The sequence below is a fragment of the Peribacillus simplex NBRC 15720 = DSM 1321 genome, assembly GCF_002243645.1.
GTDB classification, from domain to species: domain Bacteria; phylum Bacillota; class Bacilli; order Bacillales; family DSM-1321; genus Peribacillus; species Peribacillus simplex.
This window is the reverse complement of the sequence record NZ_CP017704.1, coordinates 1,063,780-1,089,921: the sequence shown is the minus strand read 5'-3', so window position 1 is coordinate 1,089,921 and position 26,142 is coordinate 1,063,780. Positions and strand designations below refer to the sequence as shown.

Genomic DNA, 26,142 nt, shown 5'->3' with positions numbered 1-26,142 from the left:
ATGAATTATAGCATGTCTTATAATAAATGCCTAGAGTGACTTTTTAATGTCCTGCTTAAACAATTTCTATATGTCTTTGTTGTTAAGGGGCTCAATAATATTATCAGCAGATTATAAATGTCTATTTTCCTAGTATTTACTGGATTTACTCAAGAATTCTTCTTTTATTAATATTGTATGTGTGAGTTTAAAAATTGAACGGGTAAACAATATTTGCCATAATGAAGCTAATGATTTGAATTTAGCTAAATAAATAAACTACCAAAATGAAAAGGGAGATGAGGAGTTTGAAGTGGAAAACGCGTGTGACCGATTTGTTAGGGATTCAATACCCAATCGTACAAGGGGGATTGGCTCATTTAGCATATGCAGACCTGGCTGCGGCAGTTTCGAATGCAGGAGGGCTAGGGCAGGTAACGGCCATGTCCTTGGACAACCCAGAGCAACTGATAGATGAAATTAGAAAAACCAAATCATTGACGGATAAACCGTTTGGTGTGAACTTTGCAATTGGTCAGCATGGAAGGCCTTATGAACACATGCTTGAAGCAGCCTTGAAAGAGGATATCGCAGCTGTTTCCGTAACAGGCGGTAACCCTTCTCCATTTCTTGATTACGTCAAAGGCACTCAGGTGAAAAAACTAGTGCTCGTTGCTGCAAGAAGGCAGGCAATGAAGGCTGAAGAGCTTGGAGCAGATGCTGTGATGGTAGTTGGTCAGGAGGGAGGTGGACATTTAGGCCGTGATGATATTGGAACTTCTGTGTTGATTCCTCAAGTTGTGGACTCCGTGAAAATTCCAGTCATCGCCTCGGGTGGTTTTGGCGATGGACGCGGTTTGATGGCAGCATTGGCACTTGGAGCCGAAGGAATCGAGATGGGAACACGATTCATAGCAGTCCAGGAGTGTGTTCATGCACATGAATTATATAAAAATGCCTTGGTTTCCGGAACAGAAAATGATACCGTTGTCATTAAGAGGTCCATTGGTGCACCAGCCAGGGTAATTGCAAACAGCTGGACCGATAAGATCCTTGATATAGAAAAAGAAAACGGCGGATATGAACAATTGAAGGATTACATAAGTGGTAAAGCGAACCAGCGTTATATCCATGACGGTGTTGAAGGTGAAGGCTTTGCCTGGGCTGGACAAGTGATGGGGCTGATTCATGATGTACCATCGACTGCTGAACTATTCAGTCGGATTATCGACCAGGCGGAAGCAATTCGTTCTAAATGGGCAGACTAATGATATATGGTCTGCCGGACAACATGAAAAACTATCTAGAAGGAGCGTGTTTAGGGTATGGATTATCAATATCCAATGGATCTTGATTGGTCTACTGACGAGATCGTAGATGTGATTAAATTCTTTGAAGCGGTAGAAAAGGCTTATGAAAATAAAATACAAAAGGAAGAATTTATGAAGGCTTACCGAAGATTCAAGGAAATAGTCCCCGGTAAAGCGGATGAAAAAAAGTATACGGATGAATTTGAGTCAGTCAGCACCTATTCAGCATATCTTGTTATTAAGAAGGCAAAAGGTATCGATGACGGAGAATGGATAAAAATGAAAAAATAAAAATATAATTTTTAGAAAACTCCATTGACTTACTGAAAAGATTGTTTTAACATAATAATCAAGAAAAAGATAAAGGCAGTGACGAAGAAGAGTACCTTAATGATGTTCTGCAGAGAGCCAGTGGTTGCTGAAAACTGGTGAACGAATTTAAGCGAATGGACTTCCGAGCCCCAAACCGAAACGGATGAACGGAGTAGGCTTTGGCGATTATCTCATCGTTAATGGAGATAGGCATGTTAATGCCGTAAAGTGAGCTAATTTAGCTAATTAAGGTGGTACCACGGGTTCCTCGTCCTTTGGATGAGGGCCCTTTTTGCGTTTTTATGAAAATGATAATTAAATCAATGAATGAGAGTAGTAATCTTTTTAGATGCGTCACAGAGAGCCGGAATAGGTGGAAACCGGTACGATATAAGAAGATGAATGGACTTATGAGTGGTTTCTTGAAATAAGTAGGGAAACTCGGCTGCCACCGTTAAAGGGTAATTGCAAGAATTTTTCATTTCTTGCTTGAGAGGGAAAAATGATGCATTTTTCCAACTTGAGGTGGCACCGCGGTATTCCGTCCTCTGCAGACACATATTTGTGTTTGCAGGGGATTTTTTTTATTGGATTTTCAATATAAATACCTTTTAGAGGAAACATCAAAAAATATCCAGAGGAAATGGAAACTCCGGCATTTGGCCAAAAGGGTTTTCCCTTCGGGGGTTTACAAGACCGTATAAAAATCGGGAGGGAATAGAGATGAATAATTTGGATGAAAAAAAAATACTCCGCTTTAAAATGGACACAATTGAAGGGGATATTCACACACCCATTGCCATATTTCAGAAATTAGATGGTGACCAGAAGTTTTTATTGGAAAGTTCGAATTCGCATCATGACAACGGCCGCTACTCTTATCTAGGTTCAAAACCTTACCTGGAGGTGACATCACTTGCTGACCAAGTATATGTGAAAGACACTGAAACAGGTGACCAAATCGTAAAGAACATCAATATCATAGAGTTTCTAAAAAACGAATTATTAGTTGAAATAGGAGAGGCTCCCATACATCTTCCGCCTTTTAACGGTGGTGCAATCGGATATATGGGCTATGATATCATTCGACTATATGAAAATATAGGTCCGGTGCCTCCTGATTCTCTGCAAATGCCTGATGCTCATTTTCTTTTTTATAAAGAACTGTATATATTCGATCATGTTCTGCAGAAGATCCATCTTTTGACTGCGGAAGAAGATAGTAAAAAAAGTTTATTGGGGATGAAGGAAAAAATCAATCAGGCAAGCAAGCCGTCAAAGGAAATATCGTCGGAATATTTGGAATTCGATTCGAATTTCAGTCAGGATGAATTCGAGAAAATGGTCCTTGAAGTTAAAGCAGCAATAGTAGCGGGTGAAGTGTTCCAAGTTGTTTTATCACAAAGGTTTAAAGCGGACTTCGATGGGGAGCCTTTCGATGCCTACCGTCGTTTGCGATTAGCCAACCCCTCTCCTTATATGTTTTATATAGAATTTGGTGACTATACAATTATTGGGTCGTCTCCAGAAAGTTTGATCAGTGTTTCATCAGGAATGGTTCATGTTAATCCCATTGCCGGTACAAGGCCGAGAGGGAAAACGGATGAAGAAGATAAAGGCTTCGAAAAAAGCCTGCTGATGGATGAAAAGGAACTTGCCGAGCATAAGATGCTTGTTGATTTGGGTAGAAATGATCTTGGCAGGGTTTGCGAAATCGGTTCAATCCACCTTACCGAGGAAATGGAAATTCAAAGATATCAGCATGTTATGCATATTGCTTCGAAGGTTAGCGGAAAGCTTAGGGAAGGGTTCACGAGTTTAGATGCGCTGACGGTCTGCCTCCCTGCTGGAACAGTTTCAGGTGCTCCTAAAATCAGGGCAATGGAGCTGATCAATGAACTGGAAAATTGTAAACGGGGGATGTATTCGGGCTCGATAGGGTTCATAGGTTTTGGAGGGGATCTTGATATGGCTTTAGCCATTCGGACGATGATCATTAAAGATGGCAAGGCCTACGTACAGGCAGGGGCAGGAATTGTATATGATTCAGATCCAAAAACGGAATTTGAAGAGACACAAAATAAAGCACGCGCTTTAATGGAGGTTCACACAAAATGATTTTATTAATTGATAACTATGACTCGTTCACTTACAACCTTTATCAATATTTAGGCGAAGTGGAAAAAGAAATCGTAGTAAAAAGGAATGACGAAATCACTCTTGCGGAAATTGAGGAACTGAATCCAATGGCAATCGTCATTTCCCCGGGACCCGGCAGGCCTGAAGATGCTGGTATCAGTATGGAGATCATTCGTAATTTTTATGAGAAGGTTCCGCTATTAGGCATTTGTTTGGGGCATCAGGCCATCGGGGCAGTTTTTGGTGCGAATGTGGTTGGAGCGAAACAAATCATGCATGGGAAAACATCGGTTATCGAACATGATGGAACAGGTGTATTTGCCAAACAGGACTTACAATTCCCGGTAATGCGTTACCATTCCCTTGTAGTTGAAAGGGCGAGTCTGCCAGATGAATTGACTGTGACGGCAGTGGCACTGGATGATGGGGAGATCATGGCCCTGAAACATCAAGATTTTCCGCTCTACGGTTTACAGTTCCACCCTGAATCAATAGGGACGAAAATCGGCAAGGAATTATTACATCAATTTTATGAGATTGTGGGAACCTTCCAATCAGAGAAGGAACAATCCATCTTATAAAACAAAAAACGACTGGGGGAGTTAGCGGTGAAGGAGTATTTAGCGAAGTTAGCAGAGCGTCAAACATTGACGGAAGAAGAGATGAGCAGAGCAGCCCAATCGTTATTTTCTAAAGATATCACCGAGAGCGAGATGGCAGCATTCATCATTGCTCTAAAATCCAAAGGGGAAACGGCAGGTGAAATAGCAAGCCTTGTCAGAGTCATGAGAGAAGAAGCGAGAAGTGTACAAACAAGCTCTCTTAATGTAATGGATAATTGCGGAACGGGAGGAGATGGGTCGCAAAGCTTCAATATAAGTACAGCTTCGGCCTTCGTACTTGCTGGGGCCGGTGTCAAGGTTGCCAAACATGGAAACCGTAGCATTTCAAGCAAAACGGGCAGTGCGGATGTATTGGAAGAATTAGGTGTTAATTTGTACTTGGAGCCTGACATGTTAAAAGAACTGTTGGAGGAAAATGGGATCACATTCTTATTTGCACCATCGGTCCACCCTAATATTGCACGGATAATGAAAGTGAGAAAAGAACTGAAAATCCCGACGATATTTAATCTCATCGGTCCTCTGACAAATCCAGTCCAACTCGACACGCAATTAATGGGAATTAATCGACGCGATATGCTCGAGCTTTTTGCCGAAGTCCTACATAAATTAGGCAGGAAACGCGCAGTCGTGATAAATGGTGCCGGTTTTATGGATGAAGCGAGCCTACAGGGTGAAAATTCACTCGTGCTATTGGAGCAAGGGGATATTATCCCATTTACGCTGCATCCTGAAGAAGTGGATCTGCCGGTTTACGGAAATGATGCCATCCGCGGCGGTGACGCCAAACAAAATGCCGATATCATGCTAAGGCTTCTCAAAGGGGAAAAAGGGGCCTATCGTGATACAGTTTTATTGAATGCTGGATTGGGATTATACGCACATGGTACGGCAGCAACGATCAAAAAAGGAATCTCCATGGCCAAAGAAAGCCTTGATAGCGGATCGGCTCTTGCAAAGTTAGAAAATCTGATTGCTTATGGCAATAGAAATAAGGTGGTCATGTAATGGAAAATATCTTAACGAAAATCATCGAACAGAAAAAGGTGGAAGTCGCAAAATTAAAAGAAAAGGGCTTAGATGATTCGGTAATGATCAACATAGTCAGACCTTCTTTGGTGGAAAATTTGAAAACGGCGAAATCGATGGCGGTTATCGCGGAAATAAAACGGGCTTCCCCTTCAAAAGGGGACATTAAAATTAATGTAAATCCGATCGAGCAGGCCATTTCATATGAAAGTGGTGGAGCGGCAGCGATATCAGTATTGACGGATGAGGTTTTCTTCAAAGGATCAATTGCAGATTTGAGAAACGTAAGCGAGGCCATACGGATTCCCAGGCTGTGCAAAGATTTTATCATCGATGAAATCCAAATCGATCGTGCCCATCAATCTGGTGCCACTATAATTCTATTGATTGTGGCAGCACTTTCTAAAGAACGCCTTCATGAATTATATAAATATGCAAAAAAGAAAGGGCTTGAAGTATTGACGGAAGTCCATGATGAAGCCGAACTGGAACGGGCTCTCGAGCTGAATGCAGAGCTCATAGGGATTAACAATCGGAATTTAAAGACCTTCAAAGTGGATTTGGCTGTAACGGAACGACTGGCGAAGTTACTTGATCCAAAACTCCATATCATTATCAGTGAAAGTGGAATCAAGACAAAAGAAGACGTGATGCGAGTGAAGGAAGCTGGTGCAAAAGCGATTTTAGTCGGGGAGACACTGATGACAGCATCAAATCTTCCGCACACGATGGCCGAACTGCAAATGAGTATATAAGGAGATTAATATGTTAGTGAAAATCTGTGGGATTAAGACATTGGCAGCCGCTCAGACTGCTGTTGGATCAGGGGCAGACTTCATTGGTTTCATTTTTGCCGAGAGTAGCAGGAAGGTTGAGCCAGAGATAGTAGGAGAATTCGGAGCGCATCTAGCTGGACATGTTAAAAAAGTTGGAGTGTTTGCCAATCAAACTGAACAAGAAGTGATAAAAAGTGCTGAAATTGCAGGATTGGATTATATTCAGCTTCATGGTAACGAGTCTGCCAGCTTCGCCCGCAGAATGCCCCTACCGGTGATCAAGGCCTTTGCCGTCAATTCAGAGGAAGACCTTGAAAACCTTCATGAATACCCAGCAGATTATCTATTAGTTGATCTTCCTAAGAGTTCATCTGGAAAGGGATTGACTTTGGATTGGGAAATGATCCGAAAAGCGGATCTGCCACTGGAGAAGGTAATTCTAGCGGGTGGGCTGACTCCGGAAAATGTCGGAAAAGCGATTAATGCCGTTTCACCATTCGCAGTTGACGTAGCCAGTGGTGTTGAAACAAACGGATTAAAAGATGCGGTAAAAATAAAAGCATTTATTAATGAGGCAAAATATACAGCCGGAAAAGAGGAATGAATAGATGAACACTTATACACAGCCTGATAAAACTGGACATTTTGGAGCATATGGAGGCCGTTTCGTTCCGGAAACTTTAATGGCGGCGATTACGGAGCTTGAAGAAGTATATGAACAATCTAAAAATGATCCTGAATTCCAAAGGCAGCTAAGCTATTACCTGAAACAATATATCGGTCGGGAAACACCTCTTTATTTTGCGGAGAACTTAACCAGACTAGCTGGTGGTGCAGATATTTATCTGAAGCGCGAAGACTTGAATCATACCGGGGCCCACAAAATAAATAATACGATCGGTCAGGCTTTGCTGACTCAGAAAATGGGCAAGAAAAAGGTGATTGCCGAAACGGGTGCAGGACAGCATGGGGTTGCAACGGCGACTGTGTGTGCTTTACTGAAGTTGGAATGCATCATCTTTATGGGTGAAGAAGATATCAGGAGACAGAAATTGAATGTATTCCGGATGGAGCTTTTGGGAGCAAAGGTCATATCTGTTTCACAAGGAAGCGGGACTCTGAAGGATGCAGTCAATGAGGCGTTACGGTATTGGGTGGCGAATGTGGATGACACCCATTATATAATGGGATCCGTTCTTGGTCCGCATCCATTCCCCGTTATTGTACGTGATTTTCAAAGCGTGATAGGGAATGAAACAAAGCGTCAATATTCGGAGGCTGTTAATTCCCTACCGGATGCAGTAGTCGCTTGCATAGGCGGAGGAAGTAATGCAATGGGAATGTTTTATCCCTTCATTGAGGATGAAACGGTAAAATTATACGGAGTGGAAGCGGCAGGGCATGGACTTGAAACACCATTACATGCTTCAAGTTTGACGAAGGGGAAACCTGGGGTGCTCCACGGGGCATTTATGTATGTATTGCAGAACGAAGACGGTCAGATCCAGGAGGCACATTCAATTTCAGCAGGGCTGGATTATCCAGGGGTAGGGCCTGAACATAGTTACTTAAAAGATACAAATCGGGTGAAATATACTTCCGTAACCGATGATGAAGCCTTGGAAGCTCTAGCGATGCTTTCAAGGGAGGAAGGGATCATCCCTGCTTTAGAAAGTTCACATGCCATTTCCTACGGTTTAAAGCTTGCTAAAGAAATGGAGAAAGGAACAGGACTGGTGATTTGCTTGTCAGGCCGTGGTGATAAGGATGTTGAAACGGTCCAATCTTTGATGGGGGGTAGTGAACATGAATAAATTAACAAATGCGCTTGAAGAATGTCAAATAAAGCAGGAGAAAGCATTCGTACCATATATTATGGCAGGCGATGGAGGTCTGGAACGTTTAAAAAGCCAGCTTCTTTTCCTTGAAAAAAGCGGGGCGACCGCTGTTGAACTAGGGATACCATTCTCTGACCCTGTCGCTGATGGACCGGTTATCCAACAAGCTGGCATCCGATCTTTGGAAAATGGCACAACTTTAAAAGATGTCCTGAAAAAAGTAATGGAAATCAAAAATGATGTGACCATCCCAATTATTTTAATGGGCTATACGAATTCAATCCTGGCATATGGACTTAAAGAGTTTACGAATGACTGTCTCCAAGCAGGGATTTCCGGGTGCATCATCCCCGATTTACCGATTGAAGAAGAAGCCATCTTTTCATCAATCAAAACTGCAGGGATCGTTCTTATCCGACTTGTGACACTCACGTCTTCGAAAGAGCGTATCGCTGAGATTACCGCAGGTGCGGAGGGATTTATCTACGCAGTTACAGTCAAAGGCATTACAGGTGCCCGTGACGCCTTTGGGGAAGAACTTGGGGGCTATTTAAAGAAGGTAAAAGAGATAAGTCCGGTTCCCGTTCTTGCTGGGTTCGGCATATCGACGCCAGATCATGTCCGTGATGCAATTCAATACTGCGATGGTGTCATTGTCGGCAGCAAGATCATCGAATGCTTCGAGACAGGTAAGGAAGATCAGATTAGTGACTTGATACTAGCAAGCAAAGGCTTAGTGCAAAAATAAGGAAAGGAGAGCCTCCAAGGCTCTCCTTTTTTCTTAACCAGTTTATTTGAGGCATCCGATATTTCAATCCGAATACGAAGCAAATGTGTTTAATTTAATTGATATAAGGGTAAAAGATGTTCAAACGCATCTTGAATGGTTTGAATGAAATCATCTTCTTTTAACTTAATAGCGTCACCACGGGAAATTTTTATACCGCATAGGATTTCGGCTTTTTTTACAGTTTGCAAACGAGTGAACATTGAATTCAAATCATCTACTCCAAGACCATCATGTGGGATGACATCAGGTTTTGTATGGTCCATTGACCATACATAATGGGAGGGAATGCTATTCACTAATCGGTCTGCCTGCTGCTCCAGATGCTTTCCGATTTCAGTTTTATTAGGGGCTTCATAAATGACGGCATACCAGATGAACATATGCGTTTCCCATAATCCGATTTGGAAATGAGGCATCATTTTATAACCTCTGCTGTTGGCAGCGAAAGCAACCCATGTATCATTAGGAGGGTTCACTGTCCGTCTAGCATGCTTTGCAACATGAGTGTGCATTTCATCGCCGGTCATAACTGACAGTTTTTGGGAAAAGTGCTCTCCAAGGGCTTGTAATTTGGGCTGGATCCGTTCTTTTAAAGCATCCATGCGCGGTTCCAATCCATCAATATTAAAAACATCAAAATCATCTGCTGTAAAACTTGCTATTTTCATTTTCATCTCTCCTACAGTAATATCTGCACATATTGTAGCATAAGTAAAAGTAAAATTTAAAAAATACGATTTGGGTTGGCAATGTAAAATTCCTTATAGGTTAAAGCACAAATTAGTTGCTATTTGAGGTAGGAAGTCATATGATAAAATAAATTCAGAAAATTACGTTAATTGATGAAGGGAGAATGTTAATTATGAAACAAGTCATGAACCAAGCATTAAAAGCTAAAGAAGTTGAAAGACATAGAGCTGCAGTGTTAAGAATGGAAATGGACTATGAATTAGCAACCCTTTTTGAAGCAATCGGTGAAAAGAATGACCAAAAGAGGTCACAATGCAAGCAAAGGCTAGAACGCATCCGCTTGGAATTGTTGAAACTGAAAGCCTTGTAATTGATTGGCTGCAGAGATCTTGAAGGAGAATGAATAAAGGAAATGAATCAATTTCAATACAAGGAATTTTATTATAGATGAACGGACACTTTATTTTATTAAAAAATAATGTGTCCGTTTTTCATTAAATGTCCAATATGTATAAGGTGGTATTTTATTTTGGTTCGGGTCCCTTTAATAAGGAAGGGAAACGTTAAGTCAAATGGTTTGAAAAGTATTTGTGGGGGCTAACTCATGATCGCGAAACCGATTAATGGATGGGTAGTCAAGGAACCTTCTTTCCTCATATGTTTAAAAAAAATGGAAAATTTAAGATGTTAAAAACTTGAAGGCAAGCTGTATTTGCTTTAATCTTTAGAAGAGGATCATTTTAATGTAGTTTCTGATCATAAAGGACGGGGATATTATAATGGCATCGGTCAAGGAAATGGATACATATGCGAAGTTATGGATGAAAGAAGCGGGTACTAGGCTAAGGGCGTCCTTTAAAACCAAATTGAATATTGAAATGAAAACGAATCCGAATGATTTGGTTACTAATATGGATAAGGGGATAGAAAAGTTTTTTTGCGAAAAAATCGGCGAAGTTTTTCCTGAACACCGCATTTTTGGGGAAGAGGGAATGGGCAATGATATTAAAGACCTAAAAGGTACGGTGTGGATCATCGATCCAATTGATGGAACTTTGAATTTCATTCATCAACAGAGGAATTTTGCAATTTCTCTTGGGGTTTATGTGGATGGCATCGGTAAGATTGGCATGGTATATGATGTCTTTAGTGATGAATTATATCATGCGATTAAGGGGCAGGGAGCATTTCTGAATGATCAAAGGCTCTCATCTCTTGAAGAGGCATCAGTAAGCAAAGCGATCATTTCCATTAATGCAAGCTGGGTAACGGAAAACCGTAGGATCGACCCGAGTCTATTGGCACCGCTAGTTCGGGATGCAAGAGGGACACGTTCTTATGGCTCTGCAGCATTGGAGCTTGCTTTCGTGGCAGCTGGAAGGATTGATGCATACATAACCATGAGACTCATGCCTTGGGACTTTGCCGGAGGAGTTTTACTGGTTGAGGAAGTGGGCGGGGAAGTTAGTAATATTAAAGGTGACAAATTGAATTTTTTAGAAGGCGACTCACTTTTTGTATCTAAACCAGGGCTTCACAAAGAAATATTCAATAAATATTTATCAGGAAATTCCAGCCATTAGTATCAAGGCCTAATTGAGGGTATGACAAAAAAGTCTTGTACGGATGGAATCAAATACTCATTTTGAAATATTTAACAAAAAAACTCGCTGTTTGTCAGCGAGTTTTTTATATTATAACTTCCCTGCTTCGCGTAATTTCTTCTTCTGAGTGAAACCGAACCCCATAATTCCGCAAAGTATAACGATTGCAGCTAATATTCCAATTAAGCTTTTTTCAGCAATGAAGATGCCAATGGAGCCAATGCTGGATGTTGCCAATACCGCTAATATTAAGAAATTCCATTTAATATTCATTAATATCACCCCTAATATATCTATTGTACATAATTTCTGTATTTGTTTCTAGTATGTTTGTGATATAATATGTAAGCTAATACTAGTGATACGTTATACACAAACTTTTTTAGGAGTGAATTTTTTGAAATTAAGAGAAAATATTCGTAATATAGCAATCATTGCCCACGTTGACCATGGTAAAACGACGTTAGTGGATCAGTTGCTTAAGCAATCTGGTACTTTCCGTGAAAATGAACATGTGGAAGAACGTGCGATGGATTCTAATGCGATTGAAAAAGAACGCGGAATTACGATTCTTGCGAAAAATACAGCAGTTCAATACCAAGATACAAGAATCAATATTTTGGATACACCTGGTCATGCCGACTTTGGTGGTGAAGTGGAACGGATCATGAAAATGGTTGATGGTGTTCTTCTTGTTGTTGATGCATATGAAGGTTGTATGCCGCAAACTCGTTTCGTGTTGAAAAAAGCATTGGAACAAAAGATCACGCCAATCGTTGTCGTGAACAAAATCGATAAAGATTCTGCACGTCCAGATGAAGTAGTTGATGAAGTAATTGATTTATTCATCGAACTAGGAGCTGAAGAAGAACAGTTAGAATTCCCTGTTGTCTTCACTTCAGGTATTGCTGGTACTGCAAGCTTGGATTCAGATCCTGCTAAACAAGAAAAAGACATGACCCCACTGTTCGAAACAATCGTCGAAACGATCCCTGCACCAATTGATAACTCAGATGAACCGCTTCAATTCCAAGTGGCTTTACTTGACTATAATGATTATGTAGGACGTATCGGTGTTGGCCGTGTATTCCGCGGTAAAATGCATGTAGGTCAACAAGTTTCATTAATGAAACTTGATGGGAAGGTTAAACAATTCCGTGTAACAAAAATCTTTGGTTATATTGGCTTGAAGAAAGTTGAAATCCAAGAAGCTGTTGCCGGTGATTTAATAGCCGTTTCTGGTATGGAAGATATTAACGTAGGGGAAACGGTGTGTCCGACTGAACACCCTGACGCCCTGCCTATCCTACGTATTGACGAGCCAACATTACAAATGACTTTCCTTGTAAATAACAGCCCATTCGCAGGCCGTGAAGGTAAATTCGTTACTGCTCGTAAGATTGAAGAGCGTTTGAAAAACCAATTGCAAACGGATGTCAGCTTAAGAGTCGAAAATACTGATTCTCCGGATGTCTGGGTTGTTTCAGGTCGTGGGGAGCTTCACCTTTCCATCCTGATCGAAAACATGAGACGTGAAGGTTATGAACTGCAAGTTTCTAAACCTGAAGTTATCGTTCGTTTGATTGATGGTGTCCGTTGTGAGCCAGTTGAACGTGTACAAATCGACGTACCTGAGGAGCACACTGGTTCGATCATGGAATCAATGGGAGCCCGTAAAGGTGAATTGTTGGATATGATCAATAGCGGAAGCGGTCAAGTTCGTTTACTGTTCACGATCCCAGCTCGCGGACTTATTGGCTATTCAACTGAGTTCTTAACGATTACACGCGGATATGGTATCATGAACCACTCATTTGACAGCTACCAACCAATGGCACAAGGTCAAGTCGGCGGAAGACGTCAAGGTGTACTTGTATCCATGGAATCAGGAAAAACTACACAATATGGTATTATGCAAGTAGAAGACCGCGGTGTTATTTTCATTGAGCCAGGTACGGATATTTATGAAGGCATGATCGTCGGGGAACATAACCGTGATAGCGATTTGACTGTTAATATCGTTAAAGCGAAACAAATGACAAATATGCGTTCAGCAAATAAAGACCAGACTTCTTCCATGAAAAAACCAAGAATCATGTCTCTTGAAGAAGCTCTAGAATATTTGAACGATGACGAGTACTGTGAAGTAACTCCGGATTCAATCCGTCTTCGTAAAAAAATTCTTGATAAAAACGAGCGTGAAAGAGCAGCTAAAAGAAAAAAAGTTGCTGTTGAAGAAAAATAAATAGCAAGAGGAGGAGAAAAGATTGGATATCCAAGAGCGATTATCATTTTTTGCAGCATTGTACCGAGTGGATGAAAATCCTGAAGCAGGAATGTGGTATTTATATTTGACGGTCTTTGGATTATGCATCCTTGTCTATCAGTTAGGTTTTGCCAAAAAGTTACCTTTGCTAAAAAATGTGGTCATTTATGTGGTAATGGCACTTGGATGTACCCTTCTTTCTTTCTTTGCAGTGTTTCTTCCTATGGGGGAAGCATTAGTCATCGCTTCGCTTGTTCTGGGGATTTATAGAATCCGTCTTCATAATTCGAGAAAAGAAGAACAGGCTTAAGATAATGAAATCATTACAGGATGCTTTATACAATTGGTTGACGATCAAAGTTGTCTGTGATGCAAGGCCTGATGATACAGCTGCACGCGATACAGAAATGTTTTTCATGCAGATGCTGAAAGACGATCATCAGGTGATAATCGATTCAGTTTCAAAAACAGAACCTTTTTATTTCGTCGAGTATCTTTTGGGAGACGAAATGAAAAAGCAACGTTATCCGATTGAATTGATTGATATCATGTTAGACCAAATTCAGTTAGAGCCAGAGAAGTATAAAAATATCGAGTAATGGTAAAAAGAACCGTGCATACGTACGGTTCTTTTTTATATTGCTTTAGGGAGGGAAAGTCCGTAAAAAAGATGTAAGATTGTCCACAAAAAGAAAGCTGTCAAATCAGAAGGAAGGACAACTTCTGTTTTCGACAGCGCCGATAGTGGAAAGTAAAGCATGATGGCGGGAATGATCGTGATAAAAGCAAGTACATATTTGTTCCATTTCCTGAAAATTTTCAAAGGATGAAGAATAAAAACGTAACTAAATGTAATTGCCAGTGAGAATAGGAGGTGGAAAAAGAACAATGATGCCTCACCCCAGGAAACATCTCCAATTACAGGAAGGAAATCCACATTCAATAAAAGCTTATACACTTGTTTACCGGAAAACATTTCGATCCACTTCATAATCACTCCAAGCAGAATTCCATTGATGAGACCAATCAGGGAAACTTTATAAAATATTCTACCATTCATCTTCATTTTTGATCGTCCGGTAAAGACGGAAGTTTCCGGTTGCAATCCGCTCGTTCGTACGCTCTTCTATGCGTTGGCTGCATGTATTGCACATATAGGTATGTATAGGACGGTTGCGAAGTTTCTTTGCTTCTGGGCTATCGTCAGGTATAGATTCAATTTGATCGCATATTACACATTTAACCTTCATATTAGTTGAACCTCACTTCAATTTGAATATGCTTTTAAGTATACCAATATTTTTATGGTAAAACGAGGATAAAGTGAAACTAACATTTGAAGGTTATAGTTACCTGGTTCATGGCGGGGATAGTCAAAAACCCGAAGATTCACTTCGGGTCAGGAAAATTCATTCTTTAAAGTGATTGGATTGATCATTTTGCTCTTTATCGAGTTCTGTTCTTTCCGTTTTATCATCAAGTTTATTTTTTTCCTTATCGATGTTCTTCGATGGCGTTGGGGTTAAAATATCACCAGGAACCTCCGGGATGACTCGACTAGTGATGTCAGCCAGTTCATTTAGTAACCCAGTTACCGGTTTGCCATCTTTAATATCTTTGGCTACCTCCCTGATCCGCTCATTTAAATCTGGGTCAGCGACGATGATGGCATTTGCACCATCAGGATCATGTTTTAAAGCCTCTCCAACTGAGTACTTTATCGTTCCAACTTGTGAACGCTCAATATCTTGGTCAATATCTATTCCGACGATGGCATATTTGCCAAGTACGACTGCGGTGGCATCGTTCACCTCAGGAATGGATTTAGCCAAACCGGTGAGTCTTTTCGCTGTTTGCTGACCCGTGTGTCTGTCTGCTTCCTTAATAGTCGAATTATTGACTTTCGTTAAATTGTTTTTCGCATTATTTTCAGACACTTCATTTTTATTATCCATTGAGCAACCTGTCATCAACAAAACAGCAGCGAGCGACAATAAGATTTTTTGCAATGTAAAACCTCCTTAATGGTCTTCTTTGGTTCCAGCCTGTCCATCACTGACCAAATCTGATGCATATAATATAAAATGCAGTGAAATATGGTGTAATCAATGTCGGGGATTGCAATCTTTGCTGGAAGTTTTCTTTATAGTCTGTAAATGTTCTTCTATCTTTATGCAAAGGAACATATATTTTATCAACAGTCTCGTCCGCTACATAACTGCTGAGTGTAGTAAATGGTAAGGCATATCCTATAGAGCAGGCAGGAGGCGTCATATTGGGGAAAAAAATCTATGTTTTAGATACAAATGTCCTGTTGCAGGATCCGTATTCGATTTATTCATTCGAAGATAATGAAGTTGTCATTCCAGCAGTCGTATTAGAAGAATTGGATTCGAAAAAAAGGTATATGGATGAAATCGGAAGGAATGCCAGGCAAGTATCGAAATTGATCGATAGCTTTCGAGAAAAAGGGAAGCTTCATCAGAGTATTCCGCTTCATAATGGAGGCAGCATAAGGATTGAACTCAACCACCGTTCATTTCATAAGCTTCAGGAAATTTTTGTGGAGAAAACGAATGATAACAGGATATTGGCAGTTGCGAAAAATTTATCTTTGGAAGAAGAGACGAAGGAAGATGGAAAAACGGTCATTTTGGTTAGCAAAGATACTCTCGTCAGGGTTAAAGCGGATGCCATCGGTCTTGAGGCAGAGGACTTTTTAAATGATCGTGTCGTAGAACTGGACCATATATACGCTGGGCACAAAGAAGTATTTGTATCGATTGATAATCTGAATAAGTTTTATGAAAAAAGTTTTCTGGCACTGGAAGAACTGACAAAAGATTTATATTATCCAAATCAATTCCTGTTGATGAAGGACACGCTGGGCAGTTCAGCTTCTGCGATTGGGATAGTGGATGAGAACTGCAGATTCGTTAAGAAATTGATGTATGAAGGGGAACATATTTGGGGAATTAAACCGAGAAATGTCCAGCAGACGATGGCCCTTGATTTGTTGCTTCGTTCGGATATCCAGCTTGTGACGCTCATTGGTAAGGCAGGTACAGGTAAGACTTTATTGGCATTGGCAACAGGGTTGATGCAAACTGAAGATTTGTCACAATATAAGAAACTTCTGGTTGCCAGACCCATTGTTCCGGTTGGTAAAGATATTGGTTATCTGCCAGGGGAAAAAGAAGAAAAATTAAGACCCTGGATGCAGCCTATTTTCGATAATCTCCAATTTTTGTTCAATACGAAAAAACCCGGGGAATTGGATGCCATTTTAGCAGGCATGAGTTCGATTGAAGTGGAAGCCCTCACCTATATCAGGGGAAGGAGCATCCCGGATCAGTTCATCATCATCGATGAAGCGCAGAACTTAACAAAACATGAGGTCAAGACCATCTTGACCAGAGTCGGGGAGCGGAGCAAAATTGTATTAATGGGAGATCCGGAACAAATAGATCATCCTTATTTAGATGAATATAATAATGGGTTGACCTATGTGGTGGAAAAATTCAAGACCGAGCGTATTGCCGGCCATGTTAAATTGATAAAAGGGGAAAGATCTGGATTGGCCCAACTAGCGGCTACGCTTTTATAATACGATCGGCAAGGGGTACCCCTTGCCGATTGCTCTAAAGTTTTTGGTAAGAATGGACTAAGTCTTATTTAACGGTGAAAGACCGTACATTTTTTATCGGATCATTGATGTTGGAAGCGTCTCCGAAATAAATTTCCATAGGGCCGCCCTCGGATATTTTAAGCGGCTTTCCATCCTTGGAAAAGCCCAGGAAAAATTCAAGTGCCGTTTCCAACGGGAATGTAAGCTCCTCATCATCGGTTGTAACGATGACTTCAGTTACCCCATTTTCAGGTTCGGCATTTTTTAAAAAAGGTTCAAAAGGGATGCCGAAAGTCCCTTCCAGCAATCTTTGTTTCTCGAACTTTCGTTCCGTTTTTAATGTGGGTGGCATTGTTGCGCCTTCTTGTATTTCTTTTTGCCAATGTTTGGAGGCGGCAATCGTATATTCTTCTAATTCATTGACTTGAACTCTTTCAGCGTGGAAATATGTATCGATTTCAACTTTACGGTCATCAAAAATCCATACTCCAGGATCTAGAGTAATTGGATATTTCACTTTTCCATTTATAAATACGATGGGTTCCAAATATCTCATTCCTTTCTGTTGCTCTTTAATGATTATAATCAATTATAATTGAAATGTCACATCTTCACGATGGTGAACAATTTCCATGGCTAGGTATATTCATATGCAAGGTGATCGTGATATCTCAATGGCAAATTGTTTGTCAATGTCCTTGCTTTTTCACAAAACTAAAGGTAGAATTTAGAGATAAGATTTAATCGCTCTGAGCGGGGGGATTTAACATGGCATCTGATATGCTTGTCAATCATCGAGAAAAAGCTTATGCTTTATTAAAAGCAGATGCTGACAAGATTCTAAAACTGATAAAAGTTCAAATGGAAAATCTCACTATGCCTCAATGTCCTTTATATGAAGAGGTACTTGATACACAAATGTTCGGCCTATCACGAGAAATTGATTTTGCCGTACGTTTAGGTTTGGTAGAGGAAACCGAGGGTAAATCCCTTTTGGAAACCCTTGAACAGGAATTGTCAGTTTTGCATGAAGCATCATTAAAAAAATAATAGATAAAACATACTAACTCAAACAAATCTCGATGATTGTTTGAGTTTTTTATTTATATACACTATTAATCAATAGTGTTATACTATTAATTAATAGTGACATACTAATTAATCCGTAGAAGTTCGATTTTATTTTTTTGAATTTTCGATGTAATGTTTAGTGGTCATCTTCACATTTCAAATTTCTCAATAAAGCATTAAACATGTGGCATTTTCTGGTCGTATGCCTTTGATTAACAACGTATTGTTAGTGGGAATGGTAGAGCTAATTCCTTGTTTTTATATATGAATATATGTAATTTTTTATTTTTTTATTGTATTCAGTTAATTTTAGTATTATGGTTATATTAATTGAATGTTAAATCAAATTGATAATATATTATTATAGTTAATTTTCATTCGCTAATGGTGTATGGCTCTTTTTAGTGTTTATTGTACGTAAAAAACAACAATATAAAATATATCAAAATAATTACATCAGCGATAAAAAGAGCTTAATCAGATTGATCTCCTTAATTGGGAAATAAAATTATGAATAAAAAGTGTTTGAAATCTTTCACGCTTTTTTTCTATATATTCAATAAAAATACATATTGATTAGGGTGGTAGCAATGGGGAAACGTATAGAAAAAGTACTTGCGGCAAATCGTGGAGAAATAGCGATAAGGATTTTTCGGGCATGTACGGAATTAGACATTCACACAGTTGCAATCTATTCAAAGGAAGATTATGGTTCTTATCACCGGTATAAAGCGGATGAGGCATATTTGGTTGGGGAAGGCAAAAAGCCGATTGATGCATACCTGGATATTGAAGGCATAATTGCGATTGCCAAAATGAGCGGAGTCGATGCGATTCATCCTGGTTATGGTTTCCTTTCAGAAAATATTGAATTTTCGAAACGCTGTGAGGAAGAAGGAATAATCTTCATCGGACCAGAATCAAGACACCTAGATATGTTTGGTGACAAAGTAAAAGCTAGAACACAAGCTGAACTGGCTGACATTCCGGTTATCCCTGGTAGCGATGGACCGGTGACCAGTGTTGAAGAAGTTAAGGAATTTGGTGAACAATACGGTTTTCCAATTATTATAAAAGCCTCTTTAGGCGGTGGCGGACGCGGAATGCGGATTGTCGAAAAAATCGAAGAAGTTGAAGAGGCTTATGATCGCGCAAAATCAGAAGCTAAAGCAGCTTTTGGTAATGATGAAGTCTATGTAGAGAGATTCATACAAAATCCGAAACATATCGAAGTTCAGATTTTGGCTGATACTCATGGGAATATCGTCCATTTATATGAACGTGACTGTTCCGTTCAGAGACGGCATCAAAAAGTTGTGGAAGTGGCACCTTCCGTTTCCCTTTCCGAGGATTTAAGGGAAAGGATTTGTGAGGCAGCCGTCAAGTTGGCAAAAAATATTGATTATGTAAACGCTGGTACGGTCGAGTTCCTTGTAGCCAATGGCGAATTTTACTTTATTGAGGTCAATCCACGGGTACAGGTTGAGCATACCATTACTGAAATGATTACGGGCATTGATATCGTTCAATCTCAAATCATGGTAGCTGAAGGGCATGAACTTCATGGCAAAAAGATCGGGATTCCCGAACAAGCAGGAATTAAAACTCATGGATATGCGATTCAATCAAGGGTGACGACTGAGGACCCATTGAATAATTTCATGCCTGATACCGGCAAAATGATGGTTTACCGTTCCGGTGGGGGATTCGGTGTTCGTCTGGATGCTGGAAATGGCTTTCAAGGTGCGGTCATCACACCATATTATGATTCCCTTCTCGTTAAACTTTCTACTCATGCGCTTTCATTTGAGCAGGCAGCTTCCAAAATGGTTCGTAACCTTAAGGAATTCAGGATTCGTGGTATTAAAACAAATATCCCCTTCCTTGAAAATGTTGTAAAACATGAGAACTTCATAAATGGGGAATATGATACATCATTCATTGATTCAACACCGGAACTATTCCACTTCCCAATAAGAAAAGACCGTGGGACAAAAATGCTTTCATATATCGGAAATGTGACCGTGAATGGATTCCCGGGAGTCGAGAAAAAGAAAAAACCTGTTTTTGATCCAGCTCCAATTCCGAATGTTGGTGGCCTGCCGCTTATCTCGGGTACAAAAAATATACTTGAACAGCAAGGTGCAGAGGGACTGGTCAATTGGATCAAAGAACAGAAAGAGGTATTGATCACCGATACTACTTTCCGTGATGCACATCAATCTTTACTGGCGACGAGAATTAGGTCGAAAGATATCCTGGATATCGCTGAGCCTACAGCAAAACTACTTCCTGATTTATTTTCAATGGAAATGTGGGGCGGGGCAACTTTCGATGTTGCATATCGCTTCTTGAAAGAAGATCCATGGGACAGGCTGTTAAGTTTCAGGAAAAAAGCACCGAATGTCTTATTACAAATGCTTTTAAGGGCTTCAAATGCAGTTGGTTATAAAAATTACCCTGATAATGTCATTCGTGAATTCGTAGAGAAATCAGCGGATGCAGGCATAGATGTTTTCCGTATCTTCGATAGTTTAAACTGGGTTAAAGGGATGGAATTGGCTATTGATGCAGTCCGTCAATCCGGAAAAATTGCGGAAGCGGCCATTTGTTATACCGGGGATTTGAATGATCCATCACGCAGCAAGTATAATATCGACTACTATAAAAATATGGCAGTGGAATTAGAACATGCCGGTGCCCATATTTTAGCGATCAAGGATATGGCTGGCCTTTTGAAACCTGAAGCTGCTTACCGCCTTGTTTCGGAACTGAAGGAAACTACATCCCTTCCGATCCATTTGCATACTCATGATACAAGCGGAAATGGAATTTACATGTATTCGAAAGCGATTGAAGCTGGTGTGGATATCGTTGATACGGCGATTGGTTCTTTAGCTGGACTAACCTCGCAGCCAAGTGTACAAACACTTCATTATGCATTGGAGGGGTCAAGCAGACAGCCTAAATTGGAAGTCGATTCACTAGAGCGTTTAGGAGAATACTGGGGAGAGGTCAGGAAATTCTATCATGACTTCGAAAGCGGCATGAATGCACCTCATACCGAGATTTACAAACACGAGATGCCGGGTGGTCAATATAGTAATCTGCAGCAGCAAGCCAAAGCAGTGGGACTGGGAGACCGCTGGCATGAAGTTAAAGAAATGTACCAGCGCGTCAATGTAATGTTCGGCGATATCGTTAAAGTAACTCCATCATCGAAAGTTGTTGGGGACATGGCTTTATTCATGGTTCAAAATAACCTGTCTGAAGAAGATGTTCTGACAAAAGGCAAATCCATCGATTTCCCTGATTCAGTCATAGAGCTATTCGAAGGCTATCTAGGTCAGCCAGTTGGGGGATTCCCTAAAGAGCTTCAGGACGTTATCCTGAAAGGGAAGAAACCTATAACAGTGAGACCGGGCGAATTATTGGAAGAAGTGGACTTTGCAGCTCTTAAAGAAGAATTATTCAAGGAATTGGGACGGGCAGTCTCTGATTTCGATGTGCTTGCATATGCCCTATATCCAAAAGTATTCTTGGACTACAATAAAACGATTGAGCTGTTTGGAGATGTTTCCAACCTCGATACCGCGACTTTCTTATATGGAATGAGGCTAGGGGAAGAAATCGAAGTTGAAATTGAAAAGGGTAAAACGCTCATCGTAAAATTGGTTTCAATCGGTCAACCATTGGCTGATGGAACACGGGTTGTGTATTTTGAGTTGAATGGTCAATCACGTGAAGTAATCATCAAGGATGAAAACATTAAATCTTCCGTTGTATCAAAAATGAAGGCTGACCCAAAAAATAAAGAACAGCTCGGTGCGACAATGCCAGGTACGGTTATTCGTGTAGTGGTCGAGAAAGGCGATCAGGTCAAGCAGGGTGATCACCTGATCATTACGGAAGCGATGAAAATGGAAACTACCGTGCAAGCACCATTCTCCGGGACCATAAAAGATATTTATGTAAAAGATGGAGAAGCGATCAGTACTGGAGACTTATTGATTGAAATAACTAAGTAATATCGCTGACTGTGACCTTTTGAATGATTTGGGGTATATGGGGTATGCTTAAGATTTCAAGCTGTTCTGTACCCTCTTTTTAGGCAATGTACGGTCATCGAAGCACTCTTTTAGGATAAAATAAAAACCACCATTCCCTGGAATGGTGGTTTTTATTTTATCCTATTATATTATTGATTGAACAATCAGATATTAACGGGCGGGTACCGTCGGTGTTATATCCTGTTCATCCTGTCCTTTGACTGTTTGCGTGGAGTTCCTTTTTTGCTTTGCTAGGGCATTTTTTTTGCTTCTTGATGTCAATAGCATCAAATAGCTCATTACACCAAAAAAGCAGGCAATGAATAATGCGTGTGTCAATGCGATATATAAGTTTTGCCTTGAGAAAATGATAAAGGCTCCGGCGGTAACCTGTAAAAATACAAGAATGAATGCAGCAATCCAACCGCCATATAACACTTTCTGATTTTTGTAATGTTTTGTTGCGATATAAGCCACATATGATACCCAAATGAAAATAGCGCCTGCCATTGCACGGTGACCCATCTGAATCCATTCATAAAGGTTGGAGGGGAGTGCAAGACTGTCATTTACACATAAAGGCCAATCCTTACAGATAAGACTTGATTCTGTATGCCTTACAAGAGCACCCGTATATACGACTACCAGACAAAAAATCAATACGCCAATAATATGGAATTGCATTCGTTTGTCAACTATAAGTTTTTCGGCTTCGAACTTCTTGTCTACTTCAAAAATCAACAGTGTCAGTAAAAAGACGGCAGCAAAGGAAATGAGCGATATGCCAAAATGAAGGGCAAGGACGAAATCGGATTGTGACCAAATGACGGCAGCCGCTCCGATCAACCCTTGTAGTAACAGAAAACCAAAAGAAAGGACGGATAAGAAACGCGCTTCACGGATATGGCCGATTTTTTTCCAAGACAGATACGATAGAATTAAAACCAAGAATCCTCCAGCACCTGAAACGAGTCGATGGGAAAGCTCAATGACCAATTCAATCGTGATTTTGTCCGGGATCAATTGCCCATTGCACAATGGCCAGGACCTGCCGCATCCCATGCCGGAATCCGTCTTCGTGACTAAAGCTCCACCAAGTAAGATGAAAAGCATTACAATCGTTGTTAAAACAGCAAACCATTTAAGAGACGATTTCACTAGTAGTCCCACCTTTTTCTCTGTAGCAAATTAGGGTTGTTCCATAAAATTAATAATAGCATAAGATTTTTCATAATATTTGTCGAACTTCCTCGATATTACACAAAATAGAATGATTTTACAAGTTCAGTTAATATTATAACTATTAATTAAAATGCCTGAAATAGTTGAAAGTTACAAAAGACTTTGATAGAAATAAAGGGAGTGTAAACCTTTAAGTAGGAGCAAAATAGGGATAGAGCCTAGGGGATGATGATAATAGCATACTATTCATGTTCTTGATGAACATCTTACAAGAGCAGTAAATTATTGAGACACAAATTGGTCAAAAAATATCCGAAAAATTTTCACAAAAGCTTCCAAAAATGTGTTTTAATATATTGAAGAAATGATTTTACTAAATTTTACTGTTATTAAGCATGATATTAAGAATGATAGCTCTCGATGGATTCCATTGACAACGGTCATTGGTAAATAATTTACTTTTTGTTTACGCTTCCTTGGTTACAAATATCAAAAAGTATGAAATAATGTTCTATAGCATATGTAAGTATTTTTTTGCATTTGCGTCTGTGCTGAATGATTTAAAGGAGGAAAACAAATGTCAGAAACAAGGGGTTTGTCAGAAGCTGTCATGGAGGACAGTAAAGCCGCCCTTCAATCGGATATACCTGAAACAACAGCTTGGAAGGATTTTCTCGCACTTATAAAAGTGGGGATTGTCAATTCAAATATAATTACAGCTTTTACCGGCGTGTGGTTAGCTCTTCATTTTTCGGGGCTTAGCTTCTTAAGCAATCTAGATGTAGTGTTTTATACACTTGCAGGTTCGGCGCTCATAATGGCGGGATCTTGCAGTTTCAATAATTACTATGACCGTGATATCGATCATTTAATGGAAAGAACGAAAAACCGTCCAACGGTAACTGGGAAAGTACAGCCTTCAAAGGTATTGGTCTTAAGTTTCGGCTTAATTGCTGCAGGGCTGATTTTACTTGCATTGACTAATATGACAACTGCCATACTAGGTGCATTGGGCGTCTTCGCCTATGTTGTTTTATATACCATGGTTTTCAAACGTAGATTTGTCTCGAATACGATTATAGGCAGTATATCCGGAGCGGTGCCTCCACTTATCGGGTGGGCTGCAGTCGACCCGGGCCTTGATAAGATCGCCTGGGTCCTGTTCGCGATCATGTTCTTGTGGCAGCCTCCTCATTTTTATGCACTTGCAATGAGGCGTGTCGAAGAATATCGTGCAGCTGGAGTACCTATGCTTCCGGTCGTAAAAGGGTTCAAGGCCGCAAAAAGATCGATTATGCTATGGATCGTCTGTTTAATGTTCGTTCCTTTCTTTTTAACTCCATTAGGAACTCCGCTAGTTATTCTTGCTGCTTTATTGAGCACAGGTTGGCTTATTTTGGGGATAAAGGGGTATAAAAAGAAAGATGATGTTAAATGGGCAACCTCCATGTTTGTATATTCTTTAAATTATATGACCATTTTATTTGTAGCGATGGTTATTGTTACACTCATCTAGTTTTGGTTAAAATAAGCTGGCAGCCTGTTCTTTTTCAGGCTCCAGCTTACTCATAAATAATGCACTGACCGCCATTCATACATATTAACGGAGCCAACGGGGTCATACATAAGAGCGGTTACATTCGACATCTTAATAATTCCTTAGATTAGGGATTCTTTCTTTTTAGAAATTGACATAGAGAGAATATTCGCAATTGCGCCCATTTTTATTTTTGTGAGAAAATTTTGACGAAAGAGGGGTTTCTGAAGCTATGAAAAAAAGGCTGCACAAATGGCGCCTAATTGCTCTGCTGGGTATTGTAGGACTTGTCCTTTCGGGCTGCGGCGAACCATTTCTATCCGCGCTGAAGCCAGCTGGCGATGTTGCGCAATCTCAGTATGACTTACTGATATTGAGTACACTAATCATGGTACTGGTTATTATTGTTGTGATTATTTTGTTCGTTGTAGTTTTACTGCGCTTCCGTCGGAAGAAAGGCGACGAAACAATACCGAAACAAATTGAAGGAAGTCATAAACTCGAAATTATCTGGACTGTTATTCCTATCCTTCTTTTAATTGTTCTGGCTGTTCCAACTGTCGTCACGACTTTCGACTTAGCCGACACAAAGGCAATGGACAAGAAAGATAAGGATGGAAAAACGAAAGATGCACTTGTCGTGAATGTTAGGGCGAACCTTTATTGGTGGGAGTTTGAATATCCAGACCTTGGCGTTGTAACAAGTCAGGATTTGGTTGTTCCAACAGATCAAAAGGTGTATTTCAATCTAACTGCTTCAGATGTTAAGCATTCATTCTGGGTACCGTCTGCCGGAGGAAAGATGGATACAAATACAGAAGGAGTCAATCAGTTTTACTTAGAATTCGACAGTAAAAAGGCAGAAGATTCGAACAATTTGTTTTACGGGAAATGTGCTGAACTTTGCGGTCCTTCACATGCTTTGATGGATTTTAAGGTCGTACCGAAGTCTAAAAGCGATTTTGAAGCTTGGACTAAAGATATGAAAGCAGCGAAGGAACCTGTAGTTGAAGGTGATCTGGCCAAACAGGGTGAAGATGTCTTTAATCAAAGTTGTATAGGCTGCCATGCGGTGACACCAAATGACAGCAGGCCTGAGGCTGCACGTAAGGCTCCAAACCTGGCTACATTCGGTGAACGTCAAAAAGTAGCTGGCGTATTGGATCATACGGAAGAGAATGTGAAAAAATGGATCAAGGATCCTGAGAAGTATAAACCGGGCAATACGATGACCGGTACTTACGGCGAACTTTCAGATTCAGATATTAATGCACTGGCAGCTTATCTATTAGAGCTTAAGGTGGAAGACAAATAGAACA

At 40.2% G+C, this 26,142-nt stretch carries 26 protein-coding genes and 2 other annotated features; of the genes, 19 read left to right on the top strand and 7 right to left on the bottom strand.

The genetic code is table 11. The annotated features are described in order from the left end of the window. The first annotated feature begins 287 nt into the window (after positions 1–287). The 9 genes from BS1321_RS05035 (at position 288) to trpA (ending at position 8,754) form a co-directional block, all read left to right on the top strand. Positions 288–1,247, top strand: a complete 960-nt coding sequence (locus BS1321_RS05035; protein WP_063231982.1) for an NAD(P)H-dependent flavin oxidoreductase — start codon at positions 288–290, stop codon at positions 1,245–1,247. A 57-nt stretch (positions 1,248–1,304) separates the two neighbouring features. Next, positions 1,305–1,580 carry a UPF0223 family protein gene (locus BS1321_RS05030; protein WP_063231981.1) on the top strand — a complete coding sequence of 92 codons (276 nt, stop codon included), beginning with the start codon at positions 1,305–1,307 and terminating at the stop codon, positions 1,578–1,580. 69 nt (positions 1,581–1,649) lie between these two features. Continuing rightward, positions 1,650–1,880 (top strand) — a binding site (T-box leader). 35 nt (positions 1,881–1,915) lie between these two features. After that, positions 1,916–2,153: a binding site (T-box leader), on the top strand. A gap of 171 nt (positions 2,154–2,324) precedes the next feature. Further along, on the top strand, positions 2,325–3,719 hold the full coding sequence (trpE, locus tag BS1321_RS05025) for an anthranilate synthase component I (protein WP_063231980.1): 1,395 nt from the start codon (positions 2,325–2,327) through the stop codon (positions 3,717–3,719). Beyond that, positions 3,716–4,321 (top strand): anthranilate synthase component II, encoded by a 606-nt coding sequence (locus BS1321_RS27780; RefSeq protein ID WP_063231979.1) that lies wholly within the window; start codon positions 3,716–3,718, stop codon positions 4,319–4,321. The genes trpE and BS1321_RS27780 overlap by 4 nt, the downstream gene beginning before the upstream one ends. A 27-nt stretch (positions 4,322–4,348) precedes the next feature. Further along, complete coding sequence (trpD, locus tag BS1321_RS27775) at positions 4,349–5,371, top strand: anthranilate phosphoribosyltransferase (RefSeq protein ID WP_063231978.1); 1,023 nt, start codon at positions 4,349–4,351, stop codon at positions 5,369–5,371. Beyond that, positions 5,371–6,147, top strand: coding sequence for an indole-3-glycerol phosphate synthase TrpC (gene trpC, locus BS1321_RS27770; protein ID WP_063231977.1), 777 nt, complete (start codon positions 5,371–5,373; stop codon positions 6,145–6,147). The genes trpD and trpC overlap by 1 nt, the downstream gene beginning before the upstream one ends. Positions 6,148–6,157: 10 nt before the next feature. Then, positions 6,158–6,772, top strand: a complete 615-nt coding sequence (locus BS1321_RS27765; RefSeq protein ID WP_063231976.1) for a phosphoribosylanthranilate isomerase — start codon at positions 6,158–6,160, stop codon at positions 6,770–6,772. Positions 6,773–6,776: 4 nt separating this feature from the next. Further along, positions 6,777–7,982 carry a tryptophan synthase subunit beta gene (trpB, locus tag BS1321_RS05010; RefSeq protein ID WP_063231975.1) on the top strand — a complete coding sequence of 402 codons (1,206 nt, stop codon included), beginning with the start codon at positions 6,777–6,779 and terminating at the stop codon, positions 7,980–7,982. Continuing rightward, on the top strand, positions 7,975–8,754 hold the full coding sequence (gene trpA / locus BS1321_RS05005) for a tryptophan synthase subunit alpha (protein WP_063231974.1): 780 nt from the start codon (positions 7,975–7,977) through the stop codon (positions 8,752–8,754). The genes trpB and trpA overlap by 8 nt, the downstream gene beginning before the upstream one ends. Before the next feature lie 89 nt (positions 8,755–8,843). Here trpA and BS1321_RS05000 read toward each other — a convergent pair whose 3' ends face one another. Continuing rightward, a complete protein-coding gene (locus BS1321_RS05000; protein WP_063231973.1) occupies positions 8,844–9,464 on the bottom strand; it encodes a DUF1054 domain-containing protein in 621 nt (206 codons plus the stop codon). 194 nt (positions 9,465–9,658) lie between these two features. Between BS1321_RS05000 and BS1321_RS04995 the strand changes: the two genes are divergently transcribed. Both BS1321_RS04995 and BS1321_RS04990 read left to right on the top strand, forming a co-directional pair. Then, positions 9,659–9,856, top strand: coding sequence for a hypothetical protein (locus BS1321_RS04995; RefSeq protein ID WP_063231972.1), 198 nt, complete (start codon positions 9,659–9,661; stop codon positions 9,854–9,856). 409 nt (positions 9,857–10,265) lie between these two features. After that, positions 10,266–11,069 carry an inositol monophosphatase family protein gene (locus tag BS1321_RS04990; protein WP_063231971.1) on the top strand — a complete coding sequence of 268 codons (804 nt, stop codon included), beginning with the start codon at positions 10,266–10,268 and terminating at the stop codon, positions 11,067–11,069. 111 nt (positions 11,070–11,180) lie between these two features. Here the strand turns inward: BS1321_RS04990 and BS1321_RS04985 are convergent, their stop codons facing one another. Continuing rightward, positions 11,181–11,363: a YlaF family protein gene (locus tag BS1321_RS04985; protein ID WP_034314013.1), complete on the bottom strand. Its 183-nt coding sequence runs from the start codon at positions 11,361–11,363 to the stop codon at positions 11,181–11,183. A gap of 124 nt (positions 11,364–11,487) precedes the next feature. Between BS1321_RS04985 and typA the strand changes: the two genes are divergently transcribed. From typA to BS1321_RS04970, 3 genes are read left to right on the top strand one after another with little or no spacing between them, the layout of a single operon-like run. Then, positions 11,488–13,335, top strand: a complete 1,848-nt coding sequence (gene typA, locus BS1321_RS04980; RefSeq protein WP_063231970.1) for a translational GTPase TypA — start codon at positions 11,488–11,490, stop codon at positions 13,333–13,335. Between the two features lie 22 nt (positions 13,336–13,357). Then, positions 13,358–13,666 (top strand): YlaH-like family protein, encoded by a 309-nt coding sequence (locus BS1321_RS04975; RefSeq protein ID WP_034314008.1) that lies wholly within the window; start codon positions 13,358–13,360, stop codon positions 13,664–13,666. A gap of 4 nt (positions 13,667–13,670) precedes the next feature. Continuing rightward, on the top strand, positions 13,671–13,955 hold the full coding sequence (locus BS1321_RS04970; protein ID WP_063231969.1) for a hypothetical protein: 285 nt from the start codon (positions 13,671–13,673) through the stop codon (positions 13,953–13,955). A 35-nt stretch (positions 13,956–13,990) separates the two neighbouring features. Here BS1321_RS04970 and BS1321_RS04965 read toward each other — a convergent pair whose 3' ends face one another. From BS1321_RS04965 to BS1321_RS04955, 3 genes are all read right to left on the bottom strand, one after another. Continuing rightward, positions 13,991–14,422 carry a hypothetical protein gene (locus BS1321_RS04965; protein ID WP_081112825.1) on the bottom strand — a complete coding sequence of 144 codons (432 nt, stop codon included), beginning with the start codon at positions 14,420–14,422 and terminating at the stop codon, positions 13,991–13,993. Further along, positions 14,406–14,606, bottom strand: coding sequence for a YlaI family protein (locus BS1321_RS04960; protein ID WP_081112824.1), 201 nt, complete (start codon positions 14,604–14,606; stop codon positions 14,406–14,408). Before BS1321_RS04960 ends, BS1321_RS04965 begins: the two co-directional genes overlap by 17 nt. Before the next feature lie 159 nt (positions 14,607–14,765). After that, positions 14,766–15,365, bottom strand: a complete 600-nt coding sequence (locus BS1321_RS04955; protein ID WP_081112823.1) for a YhcN/YlaJ family sporulation lipoprotein — start codon at positions 15,363–15,365, stop codon at positions 14,766–14,768. 266 nt (positions 15,366–15,631) lie between these two features. On the opposite strand from BS1321_RS04955, the gene BS1321_RS04950 reads away from it, so the two are divergent. Continuing rightward, positions 15,632–16,963, top strand: a complete 1,332-nt coding sequence (locus tag BS1321_RS04950) for a PhoH family protein (RefSeq protein WP_063231968.1) — start codon at positions 15,632–15,634, stop codon at positions 16,961–16,963. A 64-nt stretch (positions 16,964–17,027) separates the two neighbouring features. On the opposite strand, the gene BS1321_RS04945 is transcribed toward BS1321_RS04950, so the two are convergent. Continuing rightward, positions 17,028–17,531, bottom strand: a complete 504-nt coding sequence (locus BS1321_RS04945) for a hypothetical protein (RefSeq protein ID WP_063231967.1) — start codon at positions 17,529–17,531, stop codon at positions 17,028–17,030. 221 nt (positions 17,532–17,752) lie between these two features. Here BS1321_RS04945 and BS1321_RS04940 point away from each other — a divergent pair, with 221 nt between their 5' ends. Continuing rightward, on the top strand, positions 17,753–18,034 hold the full coding sequence (locus BS1321_RS04940; protein ID WP_034313996.1) for an Fpa/YlaN family protein: 282 nt from the start codon (positions 17,753–17,755) through the stop codon (positions 18,032–18,034). A gap of 611 nt (positions 18,035–18,645) precedes the next feature. Then, the gene (pyc, locus tag BS1321_RS04935) at positions 18,646–22,083 is read left to right on the top strand and encodes a pyruvate carboxylase (protein WP_063231966.1); all 3,438 of its coding nucleotides are present in this window, start codon (positions 18,646–18,648) and stop codon (positions 22,081–22,083) included. Positions 22,084–22,275: 192 nt separating this feature from the next. On the opposite strand, the gene BS1321_RS04930 is transcribed toward pyc, so the two are convergent. Next, positions 22,276–23,262, bottom strand: coding sequence for a COX15/CtaA family protein (locus BS1321_RS04930; protein WP_063231965.1), 987 nt, complete (start codon positions 23,260–23,262; stop codon positions 22,276–22,278). A gap of 601 nt (positions 23,263–23,863) precedes the next feature. On the opposite strand from BS1321_RS04930, the gene cyoE reads away from it, so the two are divergent. Both cyoE and coxB read left to right on the top strand, forming a co-directional pair. Next, positions 23,864–24,802, top strand: a complete 939-nt coding sequence (gene cyoE, locus BS1321_RS04925) for a heme o synthase (RefSeq protein WP_063231964.1) — start codon at positions 23,864–23,866, stop codon at positions 24,800–24,802. A 253-nt stretch (positions 24,803–25,055) separates the two neighbouring features. Further along, positions 25,056–26,138, top strand: coding sequence for a cytochrome c oxidase subunit II (gene coxB, locus BS1321_RS04920; protein ID WP_063231963.1), 1,083 nt, complete (start codon positions 25,056–25,058; stop codon positions 26,136–26,138). Positions 26,139–26,142 lie beyond the last annotated feature (4 nt).